Source organism: Leifsonia aquatica H1aii, from assembly GCF_000633535.1.
Lineage (GTDB): Bacteria > Actinomycetota > Actinomycetes > Actinomycetales > Microbacteriaceae > Leifsonia > Leifsonia aquatica_A.
The window spans coordinates 316,394-336,997 of sequence record NZ_AYMR01000007.1 but is presented as its reverse complement, the minus strand read 5'-3'; the positions used below and the strand labels follow the sequence as shown (position 1 = coordinate 336,997).

Below are 20,604 nucleotides of genomic sequence, written 5' to 3'. Positions count from 1 at the left end.
GTGAGACCAGGGGAGTGGAGGGGCGCCTCGCTTTCCGGACCCCATGCCCTTCGGGGTGAGCTGTCGCGGGACAGGGACGGGGCGCCGTTCTGACGTAGTTCATCTCTCCAAATTCGGGAGCGTCACACCACCTCGGCGATGGTGGGACGCTCCCGAACAGCCGATTGACCTACGGAGTGATCGGCGGGGAGGGCAGCCACTGTCCTCCGGGAAGGACGTAGCTCTGCGAGAGTTTGCCGTCGCCCATCCAGAACACGTTCTCGGTTCCGGCGCCATTTGTCGTCGCGGCGATCGCGCTGTTCACCGCACTGGTGTAGGGAATCCCGAGCGCCGGCGACCACGTGTTTCCGTACCAGACGTGATTCAGTGAGGAGCTGGACGCGGCGAAAAAGACGTCCATACCGCTTTGGGTGGTGATGGCCGTGGGGTCGCCCGTGAGTCCAGACGCGAGGGAACCGTTCGCCTTCCATCCTCCTGTAGCCGGTCCCGCATAGATGTGGTTGAGGGTGCCGTTCGAGCCACGCCAGAATACGTTCTCGATGTTCCCGCCCATGGTCGCGGTGATCGCGCCGGCCACATCGCCGGTCGGGAGGCTCTGCACGCCGGACCAGGATGTGCCGTACCAGACGTGGAAAGCTGCATTTCCGGCCCCGCGGAAGAAGACATCGGTCGAGCTCGAGGCCAGGAGTGCGGTCGGGGAGCCGGTCAGGCCGCTCGCCAGCGACGAAGACGGGAACCATCCTCCCGATGCGAAGTAGCTCTGCTGGAGTTTGTCATCGGAGTCGCGCCAGAAGACGTTCTCTGCGCCGCCGCTCTTGGAAATCGCGGAGATCGTCCCCTTGATGCTCCCGCCGATGTGTGGAATCGCCACATCGTCGACCCAGGTCGCGCCAGTGTAGTAGCTGTGCCGCAAGTGTCCATCTGTACCGGCGAAGAAGACATCGATGCCGCCCCCTCCCGTGGAGATAGCGGTGGGCGCACCACCGATGGCGAAGCCGTGGTCGATGACGCCGCTCCACTGTCCGGTTGCGGTCTTCCAGACGCGCTTCAGGTGACCGTTCGACTTGTCGCGCCAGAACACATTCTGGTTGCCGTTGGGGTTGACCACCGCACTGAACACGGCATCGGTGGACGGAGTGGCGGGCGCGGTGGTGGTGATGTTGCGCAGTGGGCCGGTGCTGTTTCCGAGGTCGACGTGTTGGTGTGTGCAGTCGTCGGCGAAGCGGGAGATGTTGCCGAGGGACGGCATCGTGTAGTTGCCGCAGGGCACATGTCCTGCTCCCTCGCCGTTGGCGATCTGACCGGCGCGTGAGCCGGCGGGGAGGAAGGTGTCGAGGAACGTCAGCAGTCCGGACGACGCAGCGTCGTTACCGCGGGTGCGAGCCCTGCCGACGTAGGTGATGTCGACGGCGTTGACGTTGCCGTAGGGCACACAGTGGTACGACGAGGGGTTGGAAAGGCAGGTCGCCTTTCCGTCGTTGGCGCACCGACGGCTGAGATCGCTGATCTGCACCTGCCCGTACTGGCGGATGATGATCACCAGCATCTGCAGGGTGCGGGTATCGATACCGCATTCGGGGTTCTGGGATATCGACCCGTCGGCGATCCGCTGGATCTCTTTGGGAATGATGTCGGCTTCGTCGTGCTCGACGATGAATTTGTTGGCCGTGTTGTCGGCGATGAGCTGGGCCGCGGCGCCGGCGGCGGTTGCCGGCACGCCCATGCAGGGAGCACCGCAGTCGGCAGCCTGGGCGGCAGTCGGGACCGATATCGTCAGCCCGGCAACTGCTACAGCAACGGCGGTGACGATCGACACGAAGGTACGGTGCAGCCGTCCCCGAGGTTGTGGTGTTCTCATTTCGTGTCCTTCTGGTGAGGTGGAGAGCGCGATCAGCGAAGCGGGATCAGTCGTTGGCGACAGGGACGTGGGCCAGGGTGAAACAGTCGTCGGCGGCAGCGTGCGAGTCATCAATGGTCTGCTGCGGCCCCTGCCCAGTGTTTGGATCGATGGGGTGGTCTCGCACGAACGTCAAACGCGTGGCAAGCGGTGCCCATGTGGAATCGATCGCGGCTGCCTGCACTGCCAAGGGGGTGGCGACGGCGACCCGATCGGCGGAGAGGCCGGGGAGGATGGCCTCGCACGCCTTGACGGCGAGAGCGGTAGCCTCGTCGCTAGGCGTCGAGCTCTGAGCCGGCCCCGGCGAGTTCGGGTTCGTCGAGGTGGGCGTGCTGTGCGGCGGGGGTGCCGAATGACGCGGCGACGCAGTCGCTGATGAAGGCATCGGGCTGGAGGAGGAACCGCCGCGTTCGCCATGTGATTCGTGCTCCGGCGAGCAGCCGGTGACACCCAGAGTCAACACGATCGCCAGCACGGCCACACTCACGCTGCCGCGCCCGCTCACGGACACAGCAGTAGAACCCCGCCTCAACATCCCCGAAGATCCCCCAAATCGGCTGGTCGATCGTTCCTCGACCAACTACGCGAAAGCTCTACGACAGTAGCAGAGCGTGCAGCCTCAGCGCCTCGTTGAATTCGGGCCGGCAGTCGCGCTGCGCGGTGGCGTCCTGGAGCATGCGCAGCAGTTGTGTGAAGGCGGTAGCGACGTCGATCATGTCCGGCACCGTGGTGAGGTCGTCTGCATTGTGGTCAGCGGCGATCCTCGTGAGCTCCGGGAGTGTTGTTGCAACCGACCAGGCAACCATCGACAAAGGCCAAAAGGCGTTCAGTGCGCTGAGCGCCGAGTGCAGCAAGATCGGCGTGCTGGTCAACCCGTCGTAATCCAGTTGAAGCTCGATCGACCAATGCGGAAGTTGCTTCAGGTGACCCGAACCGGCCCTGAGCGGTTATGGGTCGTCGTCGATGCGCGAGATTCTTCGAGTCGGGAGATTGATTGCGTGGGTGCGGTCGTTCACGCAGGCCTGTCCGTCGGGGTGTGACTCACGGCCGCGTTCGATTCAGAGCGGCATGTTTTTCGATACACGACGCGCAGGTGCGCCGTCGCGTCGCCGGAATGCACGCATGGCAAACGTTGAGTTTCCCCGGGCGCCCGGCCACGATGGGATGACCTCGCGTCCGCACTGATCGCGGACGAGCAAGGAGCGTCATGGCCCTCTGGAACATCCTGGTGACCCTGGGGACGGTCGCCTTCATCGCCACGTTCGTCGGTGCGGTGCTCTGGGTGCGGCGAACAACGAACCGCACCCGATCCTGAACCGCGCTTCGGCCGCGCACCGCGCTCGAGTGCCCACCGCGTCCGGCGAGCATCGTGCTGGCCCAGCGGGCTGCGCAATGGACGATCGTGATTAGTTAAGGATAGGCTAACCTCACTTAGGCTTACCTAAGTAATAGTCTCGGCCGTCTCCGGCCTCCCTCCCGAAGCGAAAGCTCCCCATCCCATGTCACGATCCCTTCGTCCGTGGAGCGCCGCCCTCGCGGCGCTCGGACTCGCAGCGGCCGGCGTGCTCGCCGGCTCCCCCGCCGCGACGGCCGCCTCGGCGGACCCCGGCGCCTACCGTCTCGAGACCACTGTGCCGGTCGGCGCGACGACACGCAGTCTCGCCGTCGACGACCAGCGCTCACGCGTCTACGTCCCCGTCTCCGGCGACCCCGGCGCCGTCACCTGGCTGGACAGTGCCACCCGGACCGCGAGCGCGGACTCCTATCCGCTCGGCACGGCCGCCCCCGAGAACGTGGTGCTCAGCCCCGACGGTTCCACCCTCTACGTGCTGCACTATGGCAGGAGCACACTGTCCGTGGTCGACGCAGCCACCGGCGCCGTCGTCCGCACCATCACCGGGCTCCCCGCCTACGCGAGCGGCCTGGTGCAGGACACCGACAGCGGAATGCTCTACGTGCTCGACGACGGCCTGACGCCGGTCGACCCGGCGACGGGGGCCGTCGGAGCCGAGATCCCGATCTCGACCCAGGCGTACCCCCTCCTGAAGGACGCGGTCTACGACTCCACGAACCGCATGATCTGGATCGCCGAAGGCCGCGCGAAGGTGGTCACCGGTTTCAGCACGGTCTCGGGGCGGTGGATCGACAGCCTCGCCATCCCGATCAGCTCCTTCTCCTACGACAGCACGGCGCTCGGCGGCCGCCCCGCGCTGCTCGCCGTCGACGAGGAGCTCTCGAAGCTCTACGTGGTCGTCCAGTCCACCCTCACCGACAGCTGGGACGAGGACCGCGTGGTCGCGATCGACACGAAGACGACCAAGCGGCTCGGCGCGCCGATCGTCGTCGGCGAGACCGCGCGCTCGATCCGGGTGAACCCCGCCACCCACGAGGTCTACACCCTCAACGGGTTCTCGAACTCGCTCTCCGTGATCAGCCCCGACACCTGGACCGTCGCGCACACGCTCGACTTCACCGCCCTCGGCGTCACCGCGGGGACCGGCACCGCGAACGCGGACGTCTGGGCGCTCGGGGTGAGCGGCGACGGAACGACCCTCTACGCGACCCACCCCTACGGGAAGGCCAGGATGAGCGTCATCACGCGCACGGGCGCCGCCCCCGCCGTGACGGCCCAGCCTGTGACGCCCGGCCAGGACGGCGGCACCACGCCGGAGACGCCGGCCAACGACCCCTGGGCTGGACCGAGCCGGGGATCCGCGACGACCGCACCCGCCGGCGCGACGGCGATCGGCTCCGCCCGGCTGTCGTGGTCCTTCAACGAGTACGCGAAGGCCTGGACCCGCGAGGGCCTGGGCACGGTCGACCTCGCGGCAGACGACTTCGTGTTCACGGGCGGCACGGGCTGGACCGACCCGGCGACGGGAGCCGCCTCTCTCGCCTGGGCGGACGGCTTCCGCTTCCGGCACTACGCCGCCCTCGCTCCTGAGGTCGTCTCGACGCTCGGCAACCCGGTCCTCACCGTGGCGGCCGACGGCACCGGCACCCTGACGATGGACGTGGCCTGGTCGGTCTCCGCCGACACCGCCAGCGACGGCTACCGCCGGCTGACCGTGGCGACGTTCAGCGGCGTCTCCGTCGCCCGCACGGGCGACGATGTCACGCTGACCGTGGCTCCCCAGTACGCCGGACGCGCGTACGGTGCCAGCACCTCCTCCTTCCCGGCCGAGTTCATCGACTGGTTCGACCCGTCCATGCGCTCGTGGTGGCACTCCACCGGAGCGAGCATGGACGCCAAGAAGGCACCGAACCCGTTCACCGTCGCGTTCACCGCGGCGGCCGTGGGGCAGCCGGAGCCTGGTGGCACTCCTGGCGGCACTCCTGGCGGCACCCCCGGCGGAGGCGACGGGAGCGGCACCCCGGGATCGGGCGACCCGGTCGGCGGCGCCGGTGCGGGGAGCGGCACGAGCACGAGCACGAGCGGCACGACGACCGCCGGTTCGGCCGGCGCCCTGGCGAGCACCGGGTCGAACGCCGCCTTCCCGCTCGCCGGCGCGGGCATCCTGCTCCTCGGCGGGCTGACGGCCGGGGCCGTCGCGCTGCTCCGTCGCCGTGTCCGCGCGGCCGGCGAGCGGACACCACCTGTCGCCTAGCGGCACCCCGACGGCGGATGGCCCACACACCCTGCGGTGCGTGGGCCGTCCGTCCTGGCCCGCCTACGCGACACCGGTGACGCGCCCGCGCTCCATCAGGTAGCCGACCGCGACCGCGCCCGCGATGCAGAGCATGATCGGCGCGAGCAACTGGAGCCCTTGGTTCGTGAACTCCAGGACGAGCACGAGGGCCGTCAGGGGCGCTCGCATGGTGACGGCCAGGAAGGCTGCCGCGCCGATCAGCGCGAACCCGGCGAGCGGAGCACCGGGCCAGAGCAGATCCCACGCCGCGCCGATCGTGAGCCCGAGCCCGGCGCCGATGGCCAGCGACGGCGTCAGCGTCCCGCCTGCGGCTCCGGCGCCGATGGTGCCGACGGTCGACACCGTCTTCACGAGGGTGATGGCCAGGACCAGCAGCACCGGGATGGTCGCCGTGAATGCCAGCTGGCCGAGCGAACGGCCGTTGCCCAGGATCGCCGGAAGCCACAGCGAGACCACCCCGACGGCCGCGAACACCAGCGGCATGACGATGAGGATGCCCCAGGATCTCGGTCGGTGCCGCTGGGCGAACGCCGCGAGCTTCACGAAACCGACGGCCGCGAGCCCGAGGACCGGGCCGGCCAGCACCGACCAGATCACGATCGTCGGCGTGAGCGGCACCTGCTCGACCACGTACAGGGGATTGGCCGGGACGACGATGCGCGCCACCAACGCCGCGATGGCCGACGTCGCGAGGGCCGGGAGCACGGTGGCGAAGCTGACCTCGGCGAGCAGGATCTCGACGGCGAAGACGGCCCCGCCGAGCGGGACGTTGTAGACGGCGGCGAGGCCGGCGCCCGCGCCGCAGGCGACCAGGATGCGCCGTTCGCGCGCGGTCACTCCGGCGCGTTCCGAGAGCCAGCCCGCCCAGAGCGCAGCGACCTCCCGGGGCGCCACCTCACGACCGATCGACGCCCCGAGGCCGACGATCACGATCTGCAGCCCGGCGTTCACCAGCGTCACGACGACGGGCATGCGGCGACCGCCGACGGAGGCCTCGACCGAGACGACGGCGTGCTCCGGCCGTCGCCTCCCCCACCGGCGGAGCAGCCACCAGCCGACGCCGCCGATGACGCCGGCGACGATCAGCGCGACGACCCTGCTGACCGGCGGGGCCTCCAGCAGACCCTGGAGGAACGAGCCCTCCGAGTATCCGAACGCCAGATGCTGGATCGCGTGCAGGGCGAGATAGACGAGGGCGCCGCCGATCCCGCCGCCGATGCCGACGAGGGCGGTGACGACGACGAGGCGGAGCACCCAGGCGGGGGCGCCGGACGGGCGCGCGGCTCGGGCGGAAGGCACGCGTCCCAGCGTAATGGAGCGGGTCAGGCGCCCGGGACGAGCGCGCCAACGGTCAACAGGGAGATGGAGGCCGACTGGCAGGCGGTCGCATCGGCGTCCTTCACGAAGAGCGACGCGGTCGAGCCGGGCGGGTAGACACGGAAGCCGTCCGCCTGCTGTGGATTGCAGTCCGCCTTCGAGTAGTTGAGCGCCTGCACGATCTTCAGCGGCGCCTGGGCGGTTCCGCCCGGCTGCAGCGTCACGGTGGGGTGCGGAGCACTGCGGTCGAGATCGGCCGGTGCTCCCAGCTGGGTGCCGTTGCCGTCTCCGACGAAGGAGACCCCTGGCCAGCCCTGCAGAGCACAGGCGCTCGACCCGCCGTTGGTCAGCACGAGGGTGACCTCCGTGCTGCCCGCGGCGCCGCCTTCGCCCGGCTGGATGCTGCCGGTGAGGGAGCCCGTGTCGCACTGGCCGTCGATCGGAGCGGAGGTGCTCGTACCGGTGGGCCGTGGCGCGGCGCTCCCCGAGGGCGACGAGGTCGAGGCCGACGGCGATGCGCTCGGCGACGCCGACGGCGTGCATCCCGAGATGGCGAGGACCACGGCACCGGCGGCGAGCGCGGCGGCGGCGAAGCGGGAGGCGGCGGCGCCGACGCGACGCGGCCGGGCGGAGGAGAGGTTCCGTGAACGGGCCATGCCCCCATCCCATCAGCCTGCCGGGCGTCGTCGCGGCAGCGCGCCGAGGTTCCTGCCGATCGGCGAGCACGGTGCCGCGGACCGGAAAGCACGGTGCCGCCGACGACGGAGCACGGTGACGTCGACCGGGGAGCACGGTGTCGCCGATCCGGAACCACGGGGACTCCGATCCGAAAACACTGTGCGGTGCGGAGAACCCGGCTGGCAGGATGGACCCATGAAAGCGATCGCATCCTGGCTCACCCGCTCCTGGGCGGTCGTCGTCCCGATCATCGGCATCGTCCTGCTCGCCGCGTTCTGGACGGTCGAACTCCAGCCGTGGGCGGTCGTGCTGATCGCTCTCGTGCTCGGTGGAACCGTGCTCGCCGCCGTGCAGCACGCGGAGGTCGTTGCGCACCGGGTCGGTGAGCCGTTCGGCTCCTTGGTGCTCGCCGTCGCGGTCACGGTGATCGAGGTCGCCCTGATCGTCACGCTGATGACGTCGGGCAAGGATTCCGAGACGCTGGCACGGGACACGGTGTTCTCGGCCGTGATGATCACGATGAACGGCATCGTGGGCCTGTCGCTCCTCCTCAGCTCGGGCCGCGGGTCGATGACCTCGTTCAACGCCAAGGGCAGCAGCGCCGCCCTCGCGACCGTGACCGCGATGGCGACACTGACGATGGTGGTGCCGACGTTCACCGAGACACCGGGTCCGCAGTTCTCGCCGAGCCAGCTGGTGTTCGCGGCCCTCGCCTCCATCTCGCTGTACGCGATGTTCGTCTTCACCCAGACGTTCGCCCACCGCGACTTCTTCCTGCCCGTCGCGCTCAAGCCGTCGGAGGGCAACGGCAACGGCGACGATGAGGACACACACGCCGAGCGCCCGTCCACCCGCACGGCGCTGATCAGTCTCGGCCTGCTGCTCGTCGCGCTGGTGGCGGTCGTCGGGCTGGCCAAGCTCGAGTCGACGCCGATCGAGCGCGCAGTCACCGGGGCCGGACTGCCGCAGTCGTTCGTCGGTGTGATCATCGCGCTGCTGGTCCTGCTCCCCGAGGGTATCGCGGCCGCCAAGGCGGCGAAGCTCAACCGGATGCAGACCAGCCTCAACCTGGCCCTCGGCTCGGCCATCGCGAGCATCGGCCTCACCATCCCGGTGATCGCGGTCGCGTCGATCTGGCTGCCCGGCGCCCTCCACCTCGGACTGGGCGCGAGCCAGATCGTGCTGCTGGCCCTCACGGTCGCGGTCAGCATCCTCACGCTCATGCCGGGCCGGGCTGTGCGGATGCAGGGCGGCATCCACCTCATCCTGTTCGCGGCGTTCATCTTCCTGTCGGTCGCGCCGTAGCCGGTGCCCAGGGGAGCACGGGATCCGCGCGTCGACGCCCACCTCGAACGGACCGTCCAGCCGTGCTTCGTGCTCGATGGGAACGTCTGCGCCTTCCTCCGCCGGCTCATCGCCGACGACCGCGCCGGCAGCTGGCGGGCGATCAGCACCCGGAGCTGATACCGGGGCCGGCCGCTACGGCCGTGTCGAACAGCTGCTCGGCGGCGAGCCGCGCCGCGGCCGGCGTCCCCCCGCACATCGCGGCGCTGGCCGACGCCCCGTCGAAGAGCAGGGTCAGCTGCACCGCGAGCACGTGGGGATCCGCCGTCCCTGCGGCGACGGCCTGCCGCTCGAAGTATCCGGTCAGCTCGCTCTTGAAGTGCTGAGCGACCCGGCTGGCGGGATGCTCCCGGTCGCGGAGCTCGGTCGCGACGTTGACGAACGGGCAGCCGAAGAAGTCGCCCGCCTGCGCCGCCTCGTGCAGTGCGTCATAGACGTGCAGCACCCGCTCGCGCGGCGTGCGCTCGTCGTCCACGGTGAAGTACCCGGAGACCACGCGCGGCCCGTACTCGCGCAGCATCTCGGCCACGATCGCATCCTTGCCGTCGAAGTGCTGGTAGATGGATCGCTTGGACACCGCCGCCTCCTGGGCGATGCGGTCCACGCCGACGGCGTTCACCCCCTCGCCGATGAACAGCCGGGCGGCCGCGGCGAGCACCCGCTCGCGTGGCTTGGGCCGGGGTTCGGCGGGGGCGGTGGTCATGCGTCGATTCTAGGGGCGAGAGTGGACAAAGTAAACCGATCTGTGTACATTTCGAGTAAACCGATCTGTTTACTTCTGGAGGAACCATGACCGACCTCACCGGGCGCACCGCCCTCGTCACCGGAGCGAACCGCGGGCTGGGCGCCGCGTTCGTGGCCGGGCTGCTCGAACGCGGCGTCGCGAAGGTCTACGCCGCCGCGCGCCGCCCCGAGACCGTCACGGTCGACGACCCGCGTGTCGTACCGCTCGCCCTCGACGTGACGGACGCCGAGAGCATCCGGCGCGCCGCCGAGGCGGCGTCCGACGTCACCGTGCTCGTCAACAACGCCGGCATCGCCGTGAACCAGTCGCTCGTGTCGGGCGATCCGGCCGAGATCCACCGCGAGTTCGACACCAACTTCTGGGGCCCGGTGCTGATCACCCGCGCCTTCGCACCGGCCATCGCCCGCAACGGCGGCGGCGCGATCGTCAACATGCACTCGGCGCTCAGCTGGCTCGCCCTCGGCTCGTACAGCGCGACCAAGGCAGCCCTCTGGTCGGCGAGCAACTCGGCCCGGGTCGAGCTGGCGCCGCAGGGCATCCAGGTGGTCGGTGTGCACGTCGGCTACGTCGACACCGAGATGGCGGCCGGCGCCGAGGGCGTCAAAGTCCCGCCCGCGCAGGTCGTCGCCGAAGCACTGGACGCCGTCGCGGCCGGCGACGCCGAGGCGATCGTGGGCGACGTGGCACGCCACGTGAAGTCGAAGCTCCACGAGGACGTGCGCGTCCTCTACCCCCAGCTGGCCAGGTAGGACGACCCGGCGAAGCCCTCCGGCCGGATGCCCCAGCTCACGGTCCACTCCTCCCCCGGCTCGAGCCAGCGGAGGCCCTGACCGGAGTTGAGGGCGTTCGCCGGCGCGGTCATCGGCTCGACGGCGAGGGCGACCTCCCCCGGCTCCTTCGTGGCGAACGCGCGATGCGTGAAGACCTGCACGTAGGCGAAGGCGGGGTCGCTCCACAGCACGACCCGGCGCCCATCGTCCGCGGCGAGCACGTGCTCGGGCCGGTCCGTCAGACCGCCGAAGCCGTCGTTGACCTCCAGCCCGCCCACCCGCACGCCCTCCGAGAAGTCGAAGCGGGTGCCGGCCACCGGCACCTCCCCGGTCACATTGAGCCGGTCGTCCGTCTCGAAGCGGGTGCGCGCGGCCACGGTCAGGGTGAGCTCATCCGCCGGCACGTCGCCGATCCGCAGGTAGGGATGGGTGCCGATCGCGACGGGCGCGCGGAGCTCGCCCCGGTTGACGATCGTGTGCGTGACCGTGAGCCCTTCGGTGTCGAGCTCGTGCTCGACGGTGGTGTCGAGCAGGAACGGGTAGCCGGCCTGCGGATAGATGGTCGCGGCCTGCGTGACGGACGAATCGGTGCGCGCGACGAGCGTGTACGGCGCGAAGCGCAGAAGCCCGTGGCTGGCGTTGCCGAGAGGCGGCTCGGTGAGCGCCAGCTGCTGCACCGCGCCGTCGAGCTCCCAGCGCCCGTCCTTGACCCGGTTCGGCCACGGGACGAGCACGATGCCATCGGCGGACGGCGGGGTCGCGCTCTCGGGGAACGGCTCGGTGAGGTCGACCCCCGCGTACCGCAGGGTGCGGATGCCCGCCGCCACCTGCGTGATGGTGGCACTGAGATCCCCGAACTCGAGGTCGTACTGGTCGCCGGTGGGAGCTCGCATGGCCTCAGCCTAGGCCCCGGCGACCGTCACCGGCAGCCCGGTTTCGCGCAGCGCGATCAGGGCGTCGGCGGAGGCGGAGGCACCCGTGATGAGGGCGGAGACCTCCTCGACGCCGGCGATCCGGCCGAGGTGGGTGCGGCCGAGCTTGGAGCCGTCCGCGACGACCACGGCACGCTCCGCCGTCGTCACCATGGCGCGCTTCAGGTCGGCTTCGGGCAGGTTCACGTTGGTGACGCCGCCGACGGGGTGCACGCCCGTGCAGCCGATGAAGGCGAGATCGGCGTGCACGCGCTCGAGCAGGCTGGAGGCGAGAGGCTCCACCAGGGAATGCTGCAGCGGCCGCAGGGTCCCGCCGGTCACGACCACCTGGAACCGTGGGATGGCGCGCTCCAGCTCCAGCGCGATGGTGAGCCCATTGGTGATCACCGTCACCCCGGTCAGATCCTCCCGGTCGGCGAGTGCACGGGCGATCGCTGCGGTCGTGGTGCCGACGTCGAGCAGGACGCTGCTGCCGGGGGCGACCAGTGCGGCGGCAGCGAGGCCGATCGCGCGCTTCTCGTCCGCGGACGACTCCAGGGCCTCCTCGAAGCTCGCCTCGCGCATCCCAGCACCGCGCAGCACGGCGCCGCCGTGGACGCGGCGGATGCTCTGCTGCTCGTCGAGGGCGTCGAGGTCGCTGCGCACGGTCACGTCGGAGACCTGGAACTCCTCGCTCAGCTCGCTGACCCGTACGAAGCCGGCGCGGCCGATGCGTTCGAGCATCCGTTCGCGGCGGAGGGCGGCGGGCAGCGGTTCGCTCATACGCCCCATCGTGTTCTGGTTGCGTTTGCTTGTCAATACGAAAGCAGATGAGTAGATTTGCTTTCGCAAACGAAAGGCTGGCATGGCTTCCATCACCAAGCGTCCGCACGTCCTCGCCGACGGCCGCGACCTGATCTACTACGACGACGCGGACTCGACGCTCGACCCCGAGCGGGCGCCCGACCTGCGCGAGCCCGCGCCGCGCCCGGCCACGGCGACCATGCGCCAGGACCCGTTGACCGGGGAGTGGGTGTCGATCGCCGCCGCCCGTCAGAACCGTGTGATGCTTCCGCCCGCCGAGCTCGACCCGCTCGCTCCGGCGACGCCCAGCAATCCTTCCGAGATCCCCAGCGTGTACGACGTGGCCGTGTTCGAGAACAAGTCGCCGTCGTTCGGTCCGCTGCTCGACGACGCGAACGCACCGCTCGGCCTGGCCGACCTGGCCGAGGTCGGCCTCGGCCGCACCCGCACGTCCATCGGTCGCTGCGAGGTCGTGTGCTTCAGCCCGGCCACCTCGGGCTCCTTCGGCAGTCTGACGCCGTCGCGCGCCCGCACGGTCATCGAGGCGTGGGCCGATCGCACCACGGCGCTCTCGGCCCTTCCCGGCGTCCGCCAGGTGTTCCCGTTCGAGAACCGCGGCGAGGCCATCGGCGTCACCCTGCACCACCCGCACGGCCAGATCTACTCCTACCCGTACATCACCCCGCGCACCAGCGCCCTGATCCGCTCGCTCGACGCGTACGGGCCGACGCTTTTCGCCGACATCCTGGAACGCGAACGCGCCTCCGAACGGGTCGTGCTGGCCGGCGAGCACTGGACGGCGTTCGTGCCGTTCGCGGCCCGCTGGCCGATCGAGATCCACGTGCTCCCGCACCGGCACGTCGCGGACTTCGCCGAGGCGAACGACGCCGAACGCGACGAGCTGGCCACGCTCTACCTGCGCGTGCTGCGCGGCGTCGACGCCCTCTACGACTCCCCCACGCCGTACATCGCGGCCTGGCACCAGGCACCGGTCGACATACGCCGGGACGAGATCCGCCTCATGCTCCAGATCACATCCCCCCGTCGTGCCGCGGATAAGCTGAAGTTCCTGGCCGGCTCCGAAGCCGCGATGGGCGCCTGGATCGGCGACGTCCCGCCGGAGAAGGCCGCAGAGGCCCTCCGCGACGCCGTCGCCCGGGCGGACCGGGAGAACCCGGTCGGCGAGCTGCCCACCGGTGTCTCCGGCCTCGTCACCGTCACTCCCGACTCCACCACCGACCGAAAGGCCGACCGATGACCGATCTGCGCTCCGGCGTCCGCGACGACTTCGCCGAGGTGTTCGGCCGCCAGCCCGACGGCGTGTGGTCGTCCCCCGGCCGCGTGAACCTCATCGGCGAGCACACCGACTACAACGAGGGCTTCGTGCTCCCGTTCGCGATCAACCGCCGCACCGTCGCCGCGCTCGGCCTGCGCGACGACCGCACCGTGCGCGTGGGAAGCACCTTCGCCGACGAGCTGGTGGAGATCGACCTCGACGCCATCGGGCCGGACGCGCTCTCGGGGTGGTCGGCCTACCCGCTCGGCGTCGCCTGGGCGCTCGGCGAGTTCGGGGCCGACCTGGCCGCCGTCCCCGGCTTCGACGTGCTGATCGACTCGAACGTCCCGGTCGGCGCCGGGCTCTCCTCCTCGGCCGCCATCGAAGGCGCTGTCGCGCTCGCCCTGAACGACGTCTGGCGGCTCGGTCTCGACCGGCAGACGCTCGCCCGGGTGGGCCAGCGCGCCGAGAACGTGGCCGTCGGCGCCCCCACGGGGATCATGGATCAGTCCGCGTCGTTGCTCGGCGAGCCCGACGCCGCCGTCTTCCTGGACTGCCGCACCCTGCAGTCGGAGATCGTGCCGCTCGGCCTGGCCGAGGCCGAGCTCGAGATCGTGGTGATCGACACGGGTGTGGAGCACGCGCACGCCACCGGCGGCTACGCCGAACGGCGCGCCTCGTGCGAAGCCGGTGCCGCCGCCCTCGGGGTGGCCTCGCTGCGCGACGTCTCGGTCGCCGACCTGGACCGCGCCCGCGAGCTCCTCGACGACGTGACGTTCCGTCGCGTGCGTCACGTCGTCACCGAGGACCAGCGCGTCCTCGACACCGTGCGCACCCTGCGGGAGCAGGGCCCGACCGCGATCGGCGAGCTGCTCGACGCCTCCCACGCCTCCATGCGCGACGACTTCGAGATCTCGGTGCCCGAGCTCGACCTCGCCGTCGAGACGGCGCAGGCCAACGGCGCCCTCGGCGCCCGCATGACCGGCGGCGGCTTCGGCGGCTCGGCGATCGCCCTCGTGCCGTCGCACGCGGTCAGCCGCGTGCTCGTCGCTCTGGACGGCGCCTTCGCCGAGCACGGCTTCGGCCAGCCGACCCTGTTCACGGTGATCCCCTCCGAAGGCACACGCCGGGAGAGCTGATCGACGACGGAACGGCCGGGAGGACGATCGTCCTCCCGGCCGTTCCTGCTGTCGGGCGCGGTGCCGCCCGGCGCCTCAGAGCTGCTGCAGCCAGGCGTCGTCGACCTGCTCCCAGGTCCCCGTACCCGCACCCCAGAGCCCGACGTGGAGCACGGCCGTGGAGTTGGCGCCGCTGTTGAACGTCACGACATAGCGCGTGTACGCACCCGCCTGACCGTGCCGCACCTCCCCCAGCACGGCCCCGCCCGTGGTCTTGGCGCCGAGCCAGGCGTTGTTCACGACGGCGGATGTCCGCACCCACACCGAGAAGCGGTAGTTCGTGTTCGGGGTCACCGCGACGGTCTGCCGGAGTGCACCCCAGCCGGTGCCGGACGTCGCGATCCAGCCGTCGTCCTGCCCGCTGTGCGCCTTGCCCGCGTTGATGTCCACCCCGTAGGTCAGGGCTCCGTCACTCCACCACGGGGTGGAGGTCGCCGTGATCGCGGTCTGGGACTCGAATCCGCCGTCGCTCACCAGGGTCGACCCGGTCGAGGAGGGCGAGCTCTGGAGCTCGAAGGCGCCGATGTCCGTCCCGAGGCCGACGCCGAGCGGGTTGCCCGCGAGGTCGGTCCCCACGCCGGTCGCCGCTCCGTTGTCGACGGCCGGGCTGAGCTGGGTCGGCCGGTAGTCCCGGCCCGCGGCGTTCGCGTAGGCGGGCGTGGCGATCAGATCACCCGCGCCGAGCGCGTATGGCAGGGAGACCGAGGGCGCGAACAGGTTGTGGTCGTGCGGGAAGTCGTAGAAGCTGAACGGACCCGCGGTCTGGAAGATGTTGTTCCTGATCGTGATCCAGGCCGCACTCGGCGTCGGTCCGGTGACCCGGTAGTAGTACTGGTCGAACAGCTTCGAGGTGTCGGAGGAGCGGATGACCGTGTTGTTCTGGGCCAGGTATCCGCTCGGGGTCGTCGTGGTGTCCCAGGCGATGAACTGCTGGTAGTCGTCGCTGACGTTCTCGGTGATGCTGACCTTGGACGTCGTCGTCTCGGTGACCTCCAGGAAGCCCTGGGAGCCGCGCGAGTAGTTGTGGTGGATGGCGATGTCGTCCTTGGTGTGCAGGAAGCCCTCGATCTCGATCGCGCCGCCGTCCGCTCCATACGGACTGTCGGTCGACCGGCAGTCGATGAAGTCGTTGTACGCCACCTCGACCTGGCTGTTGTCGATCGAGACCCCGATCGCTCCGTAGGAGGTCTCGTGGCCTGAGTCCATGCCGCGGAAGGCGATCCGGAGGTGCTGGAAGGTGTTGTGCAGCACCTTCGAGCCGGCACCGTAGACCTTGACGCCCACGCCCACGTCGGTGAACGTGCTGTCCCGGACGAGCGCCCCTGTGCCGTTGCCCGTGATCGCGACGGCGCCGCTGTTCTCGTACTTCGGGCCGACGATGCCGAGCCCGTCGGCGTTGTCGAAGACGACCCCGGTGGTGAAGGCGAGATCCGCGACGACGACGGAGGGCGCGTCCACCTTCAGCATGGTGAGGCCGCCCGGATTGGTGAGGACCGGCTGGGCGCCCGTCCCGTACGCGGTGACCGTGACCGGGAGCGAGGCCGTTCCGCCTCCACTGATCGTCGCCGAGCCGGTGAAGGTCTCGCCGCGCTCGAACGCGACGACGTCGCCGGGCCCGAAGGTCTGCGCGGTGACGCGCGCGAGGGTCTTCCACGCCGCCGTCGGCGAGGTGCCGGCATTGGTGTCGGAGCCCGCCGCCGCGTCGACGTAGTAGACCGCCCCGCCCGTACCCGGGACGGGTGTTCCGGAGGTGGAGGGGCGCGCTCCCGTCGCCGGGGAGAGGGGGTCGGCGACGGCGGGCGATGCGAGCGTGAGCGCTCCCAGCGCGAGGGCGGTGACGGCGGCCAGGGCGAGGCCGCGACGGATCGACTTCATCGGTGCTCCTTCGGTGAGGGGTGGTGCACGGGTGTCGCTGGTTCGTCCCCGCGGGGACGTGCCGTCACCGCTCCGAGCGCGGCAGACGGACGAGTCGGGAGGCCTCCGCGACAGCGCGGCGGGCGGCCTCCGGAAGGGTGTCGCCGGCGGCGAGACGGGCGGCCAGGGTGCCGGCGAAGGCGTCTCCGGCGCCGGTGGTGTCGACGGCCGTCACGACGGGGGCCGCCACCGCATCGGTGACCCGGCCGTCCGCCGTGACCGCGCCACGGGGGCCGTCGGTGATCACGACCGATCGGCTGAGCCCGACGAGTGCCGACGCGAGCGCCTCGAGCGGCTGGTCGTGGCCGCCGCCGAGCCCGCAGAGCTGGGCGGCCTCGTGCCGGTTGACGATGAGCGGGTCGGCGGCGGCGATGATGCTCTCGTCCACCTGCGTGATCGGGCTCGGGTTCAGGATGAACCGTGCCCCCGATCGCTCGCACCATGCCGCCGCCGCCGCGACCGCGCCGGGAGGGACCTCCAGCTGGGCGAGGACCGTCGAGGGCCCCGTCTGCTCGAGGGACTCCACGACGTGGCCGGCCGTGAGGTCGGAGTTCGCCATCGGGACGACGACGATGCTGTTCTCGGCGTCCGCGCTGAGGACGATGTACGCGCGACCGGTGGGCAGCGGGGACGAACGCAGTGCCGCCGTGCCGACGGCCGCGTCCGCGAGCTGCGCCCGCGCCGCGCGTCCGGCGCCGTCGCCGCCGACCGCGGCGACCAGGATGGTGGGGACCACGCGCGCGGCCGCGACGGCCTGGTTCGCGCCCTTGCCGCCCAGCACCTCCTGGACACCGGAGCCCGTCACCGTCTCGCCGGCGCCGGGCCTCCGGTCCACCGAGATCACGATATCGAGGTTGACCGACCCGACGACGGCGACGGTGCCGCTCATTCCTTGCTCCCGGTGCTCGCGACGGAGGTGACGAAGAACCGCTGCAGCGCCAGCAGGATGATCGCGGGGATCACGGCGAGGATGGCGGTCTCGGCGAAGACCCGGCCGTAGTCGGTCGAGAACGCACCGAACGACTTGGCGATGGCGACCGGCGCCAGATCCATCGCGTCGGATGAGGTGATCAGGATCGGCCACAGGTAGGCCTGCCACTGGAACAGGAAGAGGATCAGTCCGGCGCCGATCAGCGCCGGCCGGGTCAGCGGCAGGTAGATCGACCAGTAGATCCGGAACCAGTTCGCCCCGTCGAGGTGCGCGGCCTCCGAGAGCGACGGCGGGATGCCGAGGAAGAACTGGCGCAGGGTGAACACGGCCAGACCGTTGCCCAGGCCGGGCAGGATCAGGGCGACCAGCGTGTTCGCCAGCCCCCAGTCGCTCAACGTGCGGGAGAGCGGGATCGCGATCGCCTCGAACGGGATCAGGAAACTCAGGACCACGATCGTGAAGACCGCGCCGCGGCCCCGGAAGGGGATCACGGCGAGCGCGAACGCCGCCGCCGAACTGACGACGAGGCCGACGACGACGGTGACCCCCGCCACGATGAGGCTGTTGCCCAGAGCGGTGAGGAACCCGCTGTCGACCGCTGAGACGAGGTTGTCGAGCGTCCAGTCCTGCGGCCAGAGGACCTGCCAGCTGAGGGGCGAGCTGGCGGCGAACGTCTCGGTCGCGCTCCGGAAGGTGCTCGCGACGAGCCAGAGCACCGGCACGAGGAAGGCGAGGGATATCCCGATGGCGACGACGGCGAGGACGACGCGCGGGAGCAGGCGCATGCGCGCGTTCATTCGTCGGCCTCCCCGGACCCGAGGAGTCGGAACTGCACTCCGACGATCGCGATCATCAGGATCAGCAGCACCACGAGTTGGGCCGACGCCTGGTAGGGGTCGCTGAGCTCGAAGCTGCGGTGGAAGATGTCGTACATCAGGAAGTCGCTGCGGCTCTCCGGCCCGCCCCTGGTGAGGATCTGCACGGGGGCGAACAGGACGAAGTTGGAGACTGTGTCGGCGACGAGCACGAACAGCAACGGCCGGCGCAGCATCGGGAGCGTCACCGAGAAGAAGGTCCGGAGGGCTCCCGCGCCGTCGATCCGCGCCGCCTCGTAGTACACCGGCGGGATGTCGTTGAGGCCGGCGATGAGGAACATCATCCAGTAGCCGATGCCGATCCAGCTGGCGAGCAGGACGATCGACAGGATCACCTGGTCGGGACTGGTGAACCAGGGCTGGGCGGGAATGCCGAGGAGCGCGAGGAACCCGTTCACGGGTCCGTCGGGCCGCAGCGCGATCCCCCACACGATGGTGGATCCGGCCAGGGGGACGGCCGCCGGGAGGAAGATGAGGGTCCGCCAGAGACCGCGGGCCGGGATCGCCCGAGTGAGCAGCACGGCCAGCAGCAGGGCGACGAAGATCTGCAGCGGGTTGACGATGACGTTGAAGACCAGCGTCTGGGTGACGCTGTTCCAGAACGCCGGGCTGGCGAACATCTTCGCGAAGACGTCGAAGCCCACGAACTCGGGTGCGGCGAGGCTCCCCGGCAGGCCCGACCTGGTCGAATCGATCACCGCGGTGATGGTGGGCCAGATCCGCAGCAGCGCGATGAGCACCAGCGTCGGGGCCAGGAAGGCCGCCGCGGCGATGAGATCGCGGCGCCTGCGGCGCCCGCGTTCCCGCGGGGGCCGGTGCTGGGGCGCACGCGGCGGCGAGGCCGGCTGCGCCCTGTCGAGGTGTGTTGCCGAAGTCATGTGTCTCTCTCCCGGGGCCCGGTGCCGGAGGATCCGGCACCGGGCGACTGCGCCGCGTGCGGCGGGACTACTTGCGGTACTTGGCCCAGGCGTCGTCGAGCTGACTCGAGGCCGACGTCAGCGCCTTCTCGGCGGGGGTGCCGTTGATGATGTCGTCGAAGGTCTTCGTCAAGGTGTCCTCGAACTCGACGTATCCCACGGTCTGGAGACGCAGCGTCGCCGTGTGGGCGAGCTCGGACTTCATGAGGTCGACGACGCCCGCGAAACGCGGGTCCTGGAACGTCGGGGAGCCGTAGAAGGCGGCGGAGCCCTTCAGGTTCGACGGGGGCACCGCGAGTGCCGACAGGTATTGGGCGTAGCCCCCGTCGTCGATGCCCATGAACTTCATGAAGAGCGCTCCGGCGTTCGCCTTCGCGGCGGTCGCCTTCGGGTTCAGGCCGAGCGACCATCCACCGGTCGGGGTGGAAGCCGTGCCGCCCTCGAACGCCGGGAAGGGGGCCACGCCGAAGTCGAGGCCCTTCTCGGCGACGAATTGGGTGCCCCACCACGGGCCGCCCACATAGTAGGCGACCTTGCCCGCGGCGAACAGGTTGGGCGTGTCCGCCACCGCGACGCCGCGCGGCGAGAGGCCGTCGGCGAAGAGGCTGCCATACCACGTGAAGGCCTTGGTCCATCCGGCGTTCGTGACGTCGGGGGTCAGGTTGCCTGCGCCCTTCCCTCCGGCTCCTCCGCCTGCGCTCTCGGCGAGCGGCTGCAGCTGGTAGTAGCGGTCGATCTGGTCGAACACGAGCCCGTACTGCGCGCCGGCCGTCTTCGCCGTGGTGGCGTCCGCGGTCACCTGCTCCCAGGTCTCCCGGTCCGCGGCCGCCGCGCTCGGCGGGGTGATGCCTGCAGCCGCCAGCAGCGTCTTGTTGTAGTACATGATGTTCGTCGAGGTCTGGTAGGGCATCGTCACGAGCTTGCCGTCCACGGTCGCCGCCTTCAGACTGCCCGGGTCGACCTCCTTCGACAGGGTCGGGAACGTCTTCGTCAGGTCGCTCAGCCAGCCGCGCGCCGCGTAGGCCGAGGTACGCGGCATGTCGACGTCGAAGACGTCGATCGAGTCAGCCGACGAGGTCAGGCGTGCGGCGAGCACGCTGTTGAAGTCGTCGAACGGCACGGCCTCGTACTTGACCGTGATCTTCGGGTGCTCCTTGTGGAACGCATCCAGCACGGGCTGGATCTGCTTGGCGTCGTAGGCGGCGCCCGCGTAGGTGATGGTGATCGGCTCCGTCGGCTCGGTCAGGCTGGCCGGCGCGACGCCGTCGATGCTCCCGGAGGCGGTGGAGCCGCTGCAGGCGGCGAGTCCGGCGACGGTGATCGCCGCGGTCGCCGCGACGGCGATCCAACGCGTCACATCCTTGTGATTCGGCATTCTCGGGTACTCCTTCGTTGCT

The 20,604-nt window shown here is 70.3% G+C and carries 18 protein-coding genes; 6 read left to right on the top strand and 12 right to left on the bottom strand.

From position 1 onward, the window contains the following. Positions 1–169: 169 nt before the first annotated feature. Together U870_RS24635 and U870_RS0107195 are read right to left on the bottom strand one after the other, a co-directional pair. Entirely contained in the window at positions 170–1,816 is a 1,647-nt protein-coding gene (locus tag U870_RS24635; RefSeq protein WP_205288741.1) for a hypothetical protein, read from the bottom strand. 674 nt (positions 1,817–2,490) lie between these two features. Then, entirely contained in the window at positions 2,491–2,769 is a 279-nt protein-coding gene (locus U870_RS0107195) for a hypothetical protein (RefSeq protein ID WP_025156730.1), read from the bottom strand. Positions 2,770–3,396: 627 nt separating this feature from the next. Between U870_RS0107195 and U870_RS0107185 the strand changes: the two genes are divergently transcribed. Then, the gene (locus tag U870_RS0107185) at positions 3,397–5,505 is read left to right on the top strand and encodes an HtaA domain-containing protein (RefSeq protein WP_025156729.1); all 2,109 of its coding nucleotides are present in this window, start codon (positions 3,397–3,399) and stop codon (positions 5,503–5,505) included. A gap of 63 nt (positions 5,506–5,568) precedes the next feature. Here U870_RS0107185 and U870_RS0107180 read toward each other — a convergent pair whose 3' ends face one another. Further along, on the bottom strand, positions 5,569–6,846 hold the full coding sequence (locus tag U870_RS0107180) for a chloride channel protein (RefSeq protein WP_240183644.1): 1,278 nt from the start codon (positions 6,844–6,846) through the stop codon (positions 5,569–5,571). Between the two features lie 23 nt (positions 6,847–6,869). Next, positions 6,870–7,520: a DUF4232 domain-containing protein gene (locus U870_RS0107175; RefSeq protein ID WP_025156727.1), complete on the bottom strand. Its 651-nt coding sequence runs from the start codon at positions 7,518–7,520 to the stop codon at positions 6,870–6,872. Between the two features lie 217 nt (positions 7,521–7,737). Between U870_RS0107175 and U870_RS0107170 the strand changes: the two genes are divergently transcribed. Further along, positions 7,738–8,847 (top strand): calcium:proton antiporter, encoded by a 1,110-nt coding sequence (locus U870_RS0107170; protein WP_025156726.1) that lies wholly within the window; start codon positions 7,738–7,740, stop codon positions 8,845–8,847. A 3-nt stretch (positions 8,848–8,850) separates the two neighbouring features. Beyond that, the gene (locus U870_RS24295) at positions 8,851–9,006 is read left to right on the top strand and encodes a hypothetical protein (protein WP_162819099.1); all 156 of its coding nucleotides are present in this window, start codon (positions 8,851–8,853) and stop codon (positions 9,004–9,006) included. Here U870_RS24295 and U870_RS0107160 read toward each other — a convergent pair. Continuing rightward, positions 8,990–9,589 carry a TetR/AcrR family transcriptional regulator gene (locus U870_RS0107160; protein ID WP_025156725.1) on the bottom strand — a complete coding sequence of 200 codons (600 nt, stop codon included), beginning with the start codon at positions 9,587–9,589 and terminating at the stop codon, positions 8,990–8,992. The two genes, U870_RS24295 and U870_RS0107160, sit on opposite strands and share 17 nt — an antisense overlap. Positions 9,590–9,675: 86 nt before the next feature. Here U870_RS0107160 and U870_RS0107155 point away from each other — a divergent pair, with 86 nt between their 5' ends. Further along, positions 9,676–10,380, top strand: coding sequence for an SDR family oxidoreductase (locus U870_RS0107155; protein WP_025156724.1), 705 nt, complete (start codon positions 9,676–9,678; stop codon positions 10,378–10,380). Here the strand turns inward: U870_RS0107155 and U870_RS0107150 are convergent. Further along, entirely contained in the window at positions 10,359–11,294 is a 936-nt protein-coding gene (locus U870_RS0107150) for an aldose 1-epimerase family protein (protein ID WP_025156723.1), read from the bottom strand. The two genes, U870_RS0107155 and U870_RS0107150, sit on opposite strands and share 22 nt — an antisense overlap. A 9-nt stretch (positions 11,295–11,303) precedes the next feature. Next, a complete protein-coding gene (locus U870_RS0107145; RefSeq protein WP_043709633.1) occupies positions 11,304–12,095 on the bottom strand; it encodes a DeoR/GlpR family DNA-binding transcription regulator in 792 nt (263 codons plus the stop codon). Positions 12,096–12,177: 82 nt separating this feature from the next. Here U870_RS0107145 and galT point away from each other — a divergent pair, with 82 nt between their 5' ends. Both galT and galK read left to right on the top strand, forming a co-directional pair. After that, positions 12,178–13,374: a galactose-1-phosphate uridylyltransferase gene (gene galT / locus U870_RS0107140; RefSeq protein WP_025156721.1), complete on the top strand. Its 1,197-nt coding sequence runs from the start codon at positions 12,178–12,180 to the stop codon at positions 13,372–13,374. After that, entirely contained in the window at positions 13,371–14,531 is a 1,161-nt protein-coding gene (gene galK / locus U870_RS0107135; protein ID WP_025156720.1) for a galactokinase, read from the top strand. The genes galT and galK overlap by 4 nt, the downstream gene beginning before the upstream one ends. A gap of 75 nt (positions 14,532–14,606) precedes the next feature. Here the strand turns inward: galK and U870_RS0107130 are convergent, their stop codons facing one another. From U870_RS0107130 to U870_RS0107110, 5 genes are all read right to left on the bottom strand, one after another. Beyond that, a complete protein-coding gene (locus tag U870_RS0107130; protein WP_025156719.1) occupies positions 14,607–16,445 on the bottom strand; it encodes a choice-of-anchor Q domain-containing protein in 1,839 nt (612 codons plus the stop codon). Between the two features lie 64 nt (positions 16,446–16,509). After that, entirely contained in the window at positions 16,510–17,373 is an 864-nt protein-coding gene (locus U870_RS0107125; RefSeq protein WP_025156718.1) for a PfkB family carbohydrate kinase, read from the bottom strand. Further along, positions 17,370–18,200: a carbohydrate ABC transporter permease gene (locus U870_RS0107120; protein WP_025156717.1), complete on the bottom strand. Its 831-nt coding sequence runs from the start codon at positions 18,198–18,200 to the stop codon at positions 17,370–17,372. Before U870_RS0107120 ends, U870_RS0107125 begins: the two co-directional genes overlap by 4 nt. Positions 18,201–18,208: 8 nt before the next feature. Further along, positions 18,209–19,168, bottom strand: coding sequence for a carbohydrate ABC transporter permease (locus tag U870_RS0107115; protein WP_025156716.1), 960 nt, complete (start codon positions 19,166–19,168; stop codon positions 18,209–18,211). Between the two features lie 67 nt (positions 19,169–19,235). After that, entirely contained in the window at positions 19,236–20,582 is a 1,347-nt protein-coding gene (locus U870_RS0107110; protein ID WP_025156715.1) for an ABC transporter substrate-binding protein, read from the bottom strand. Between the last annotated feature and the right edge of the window lie 22 nt (positions 20,583–20,604).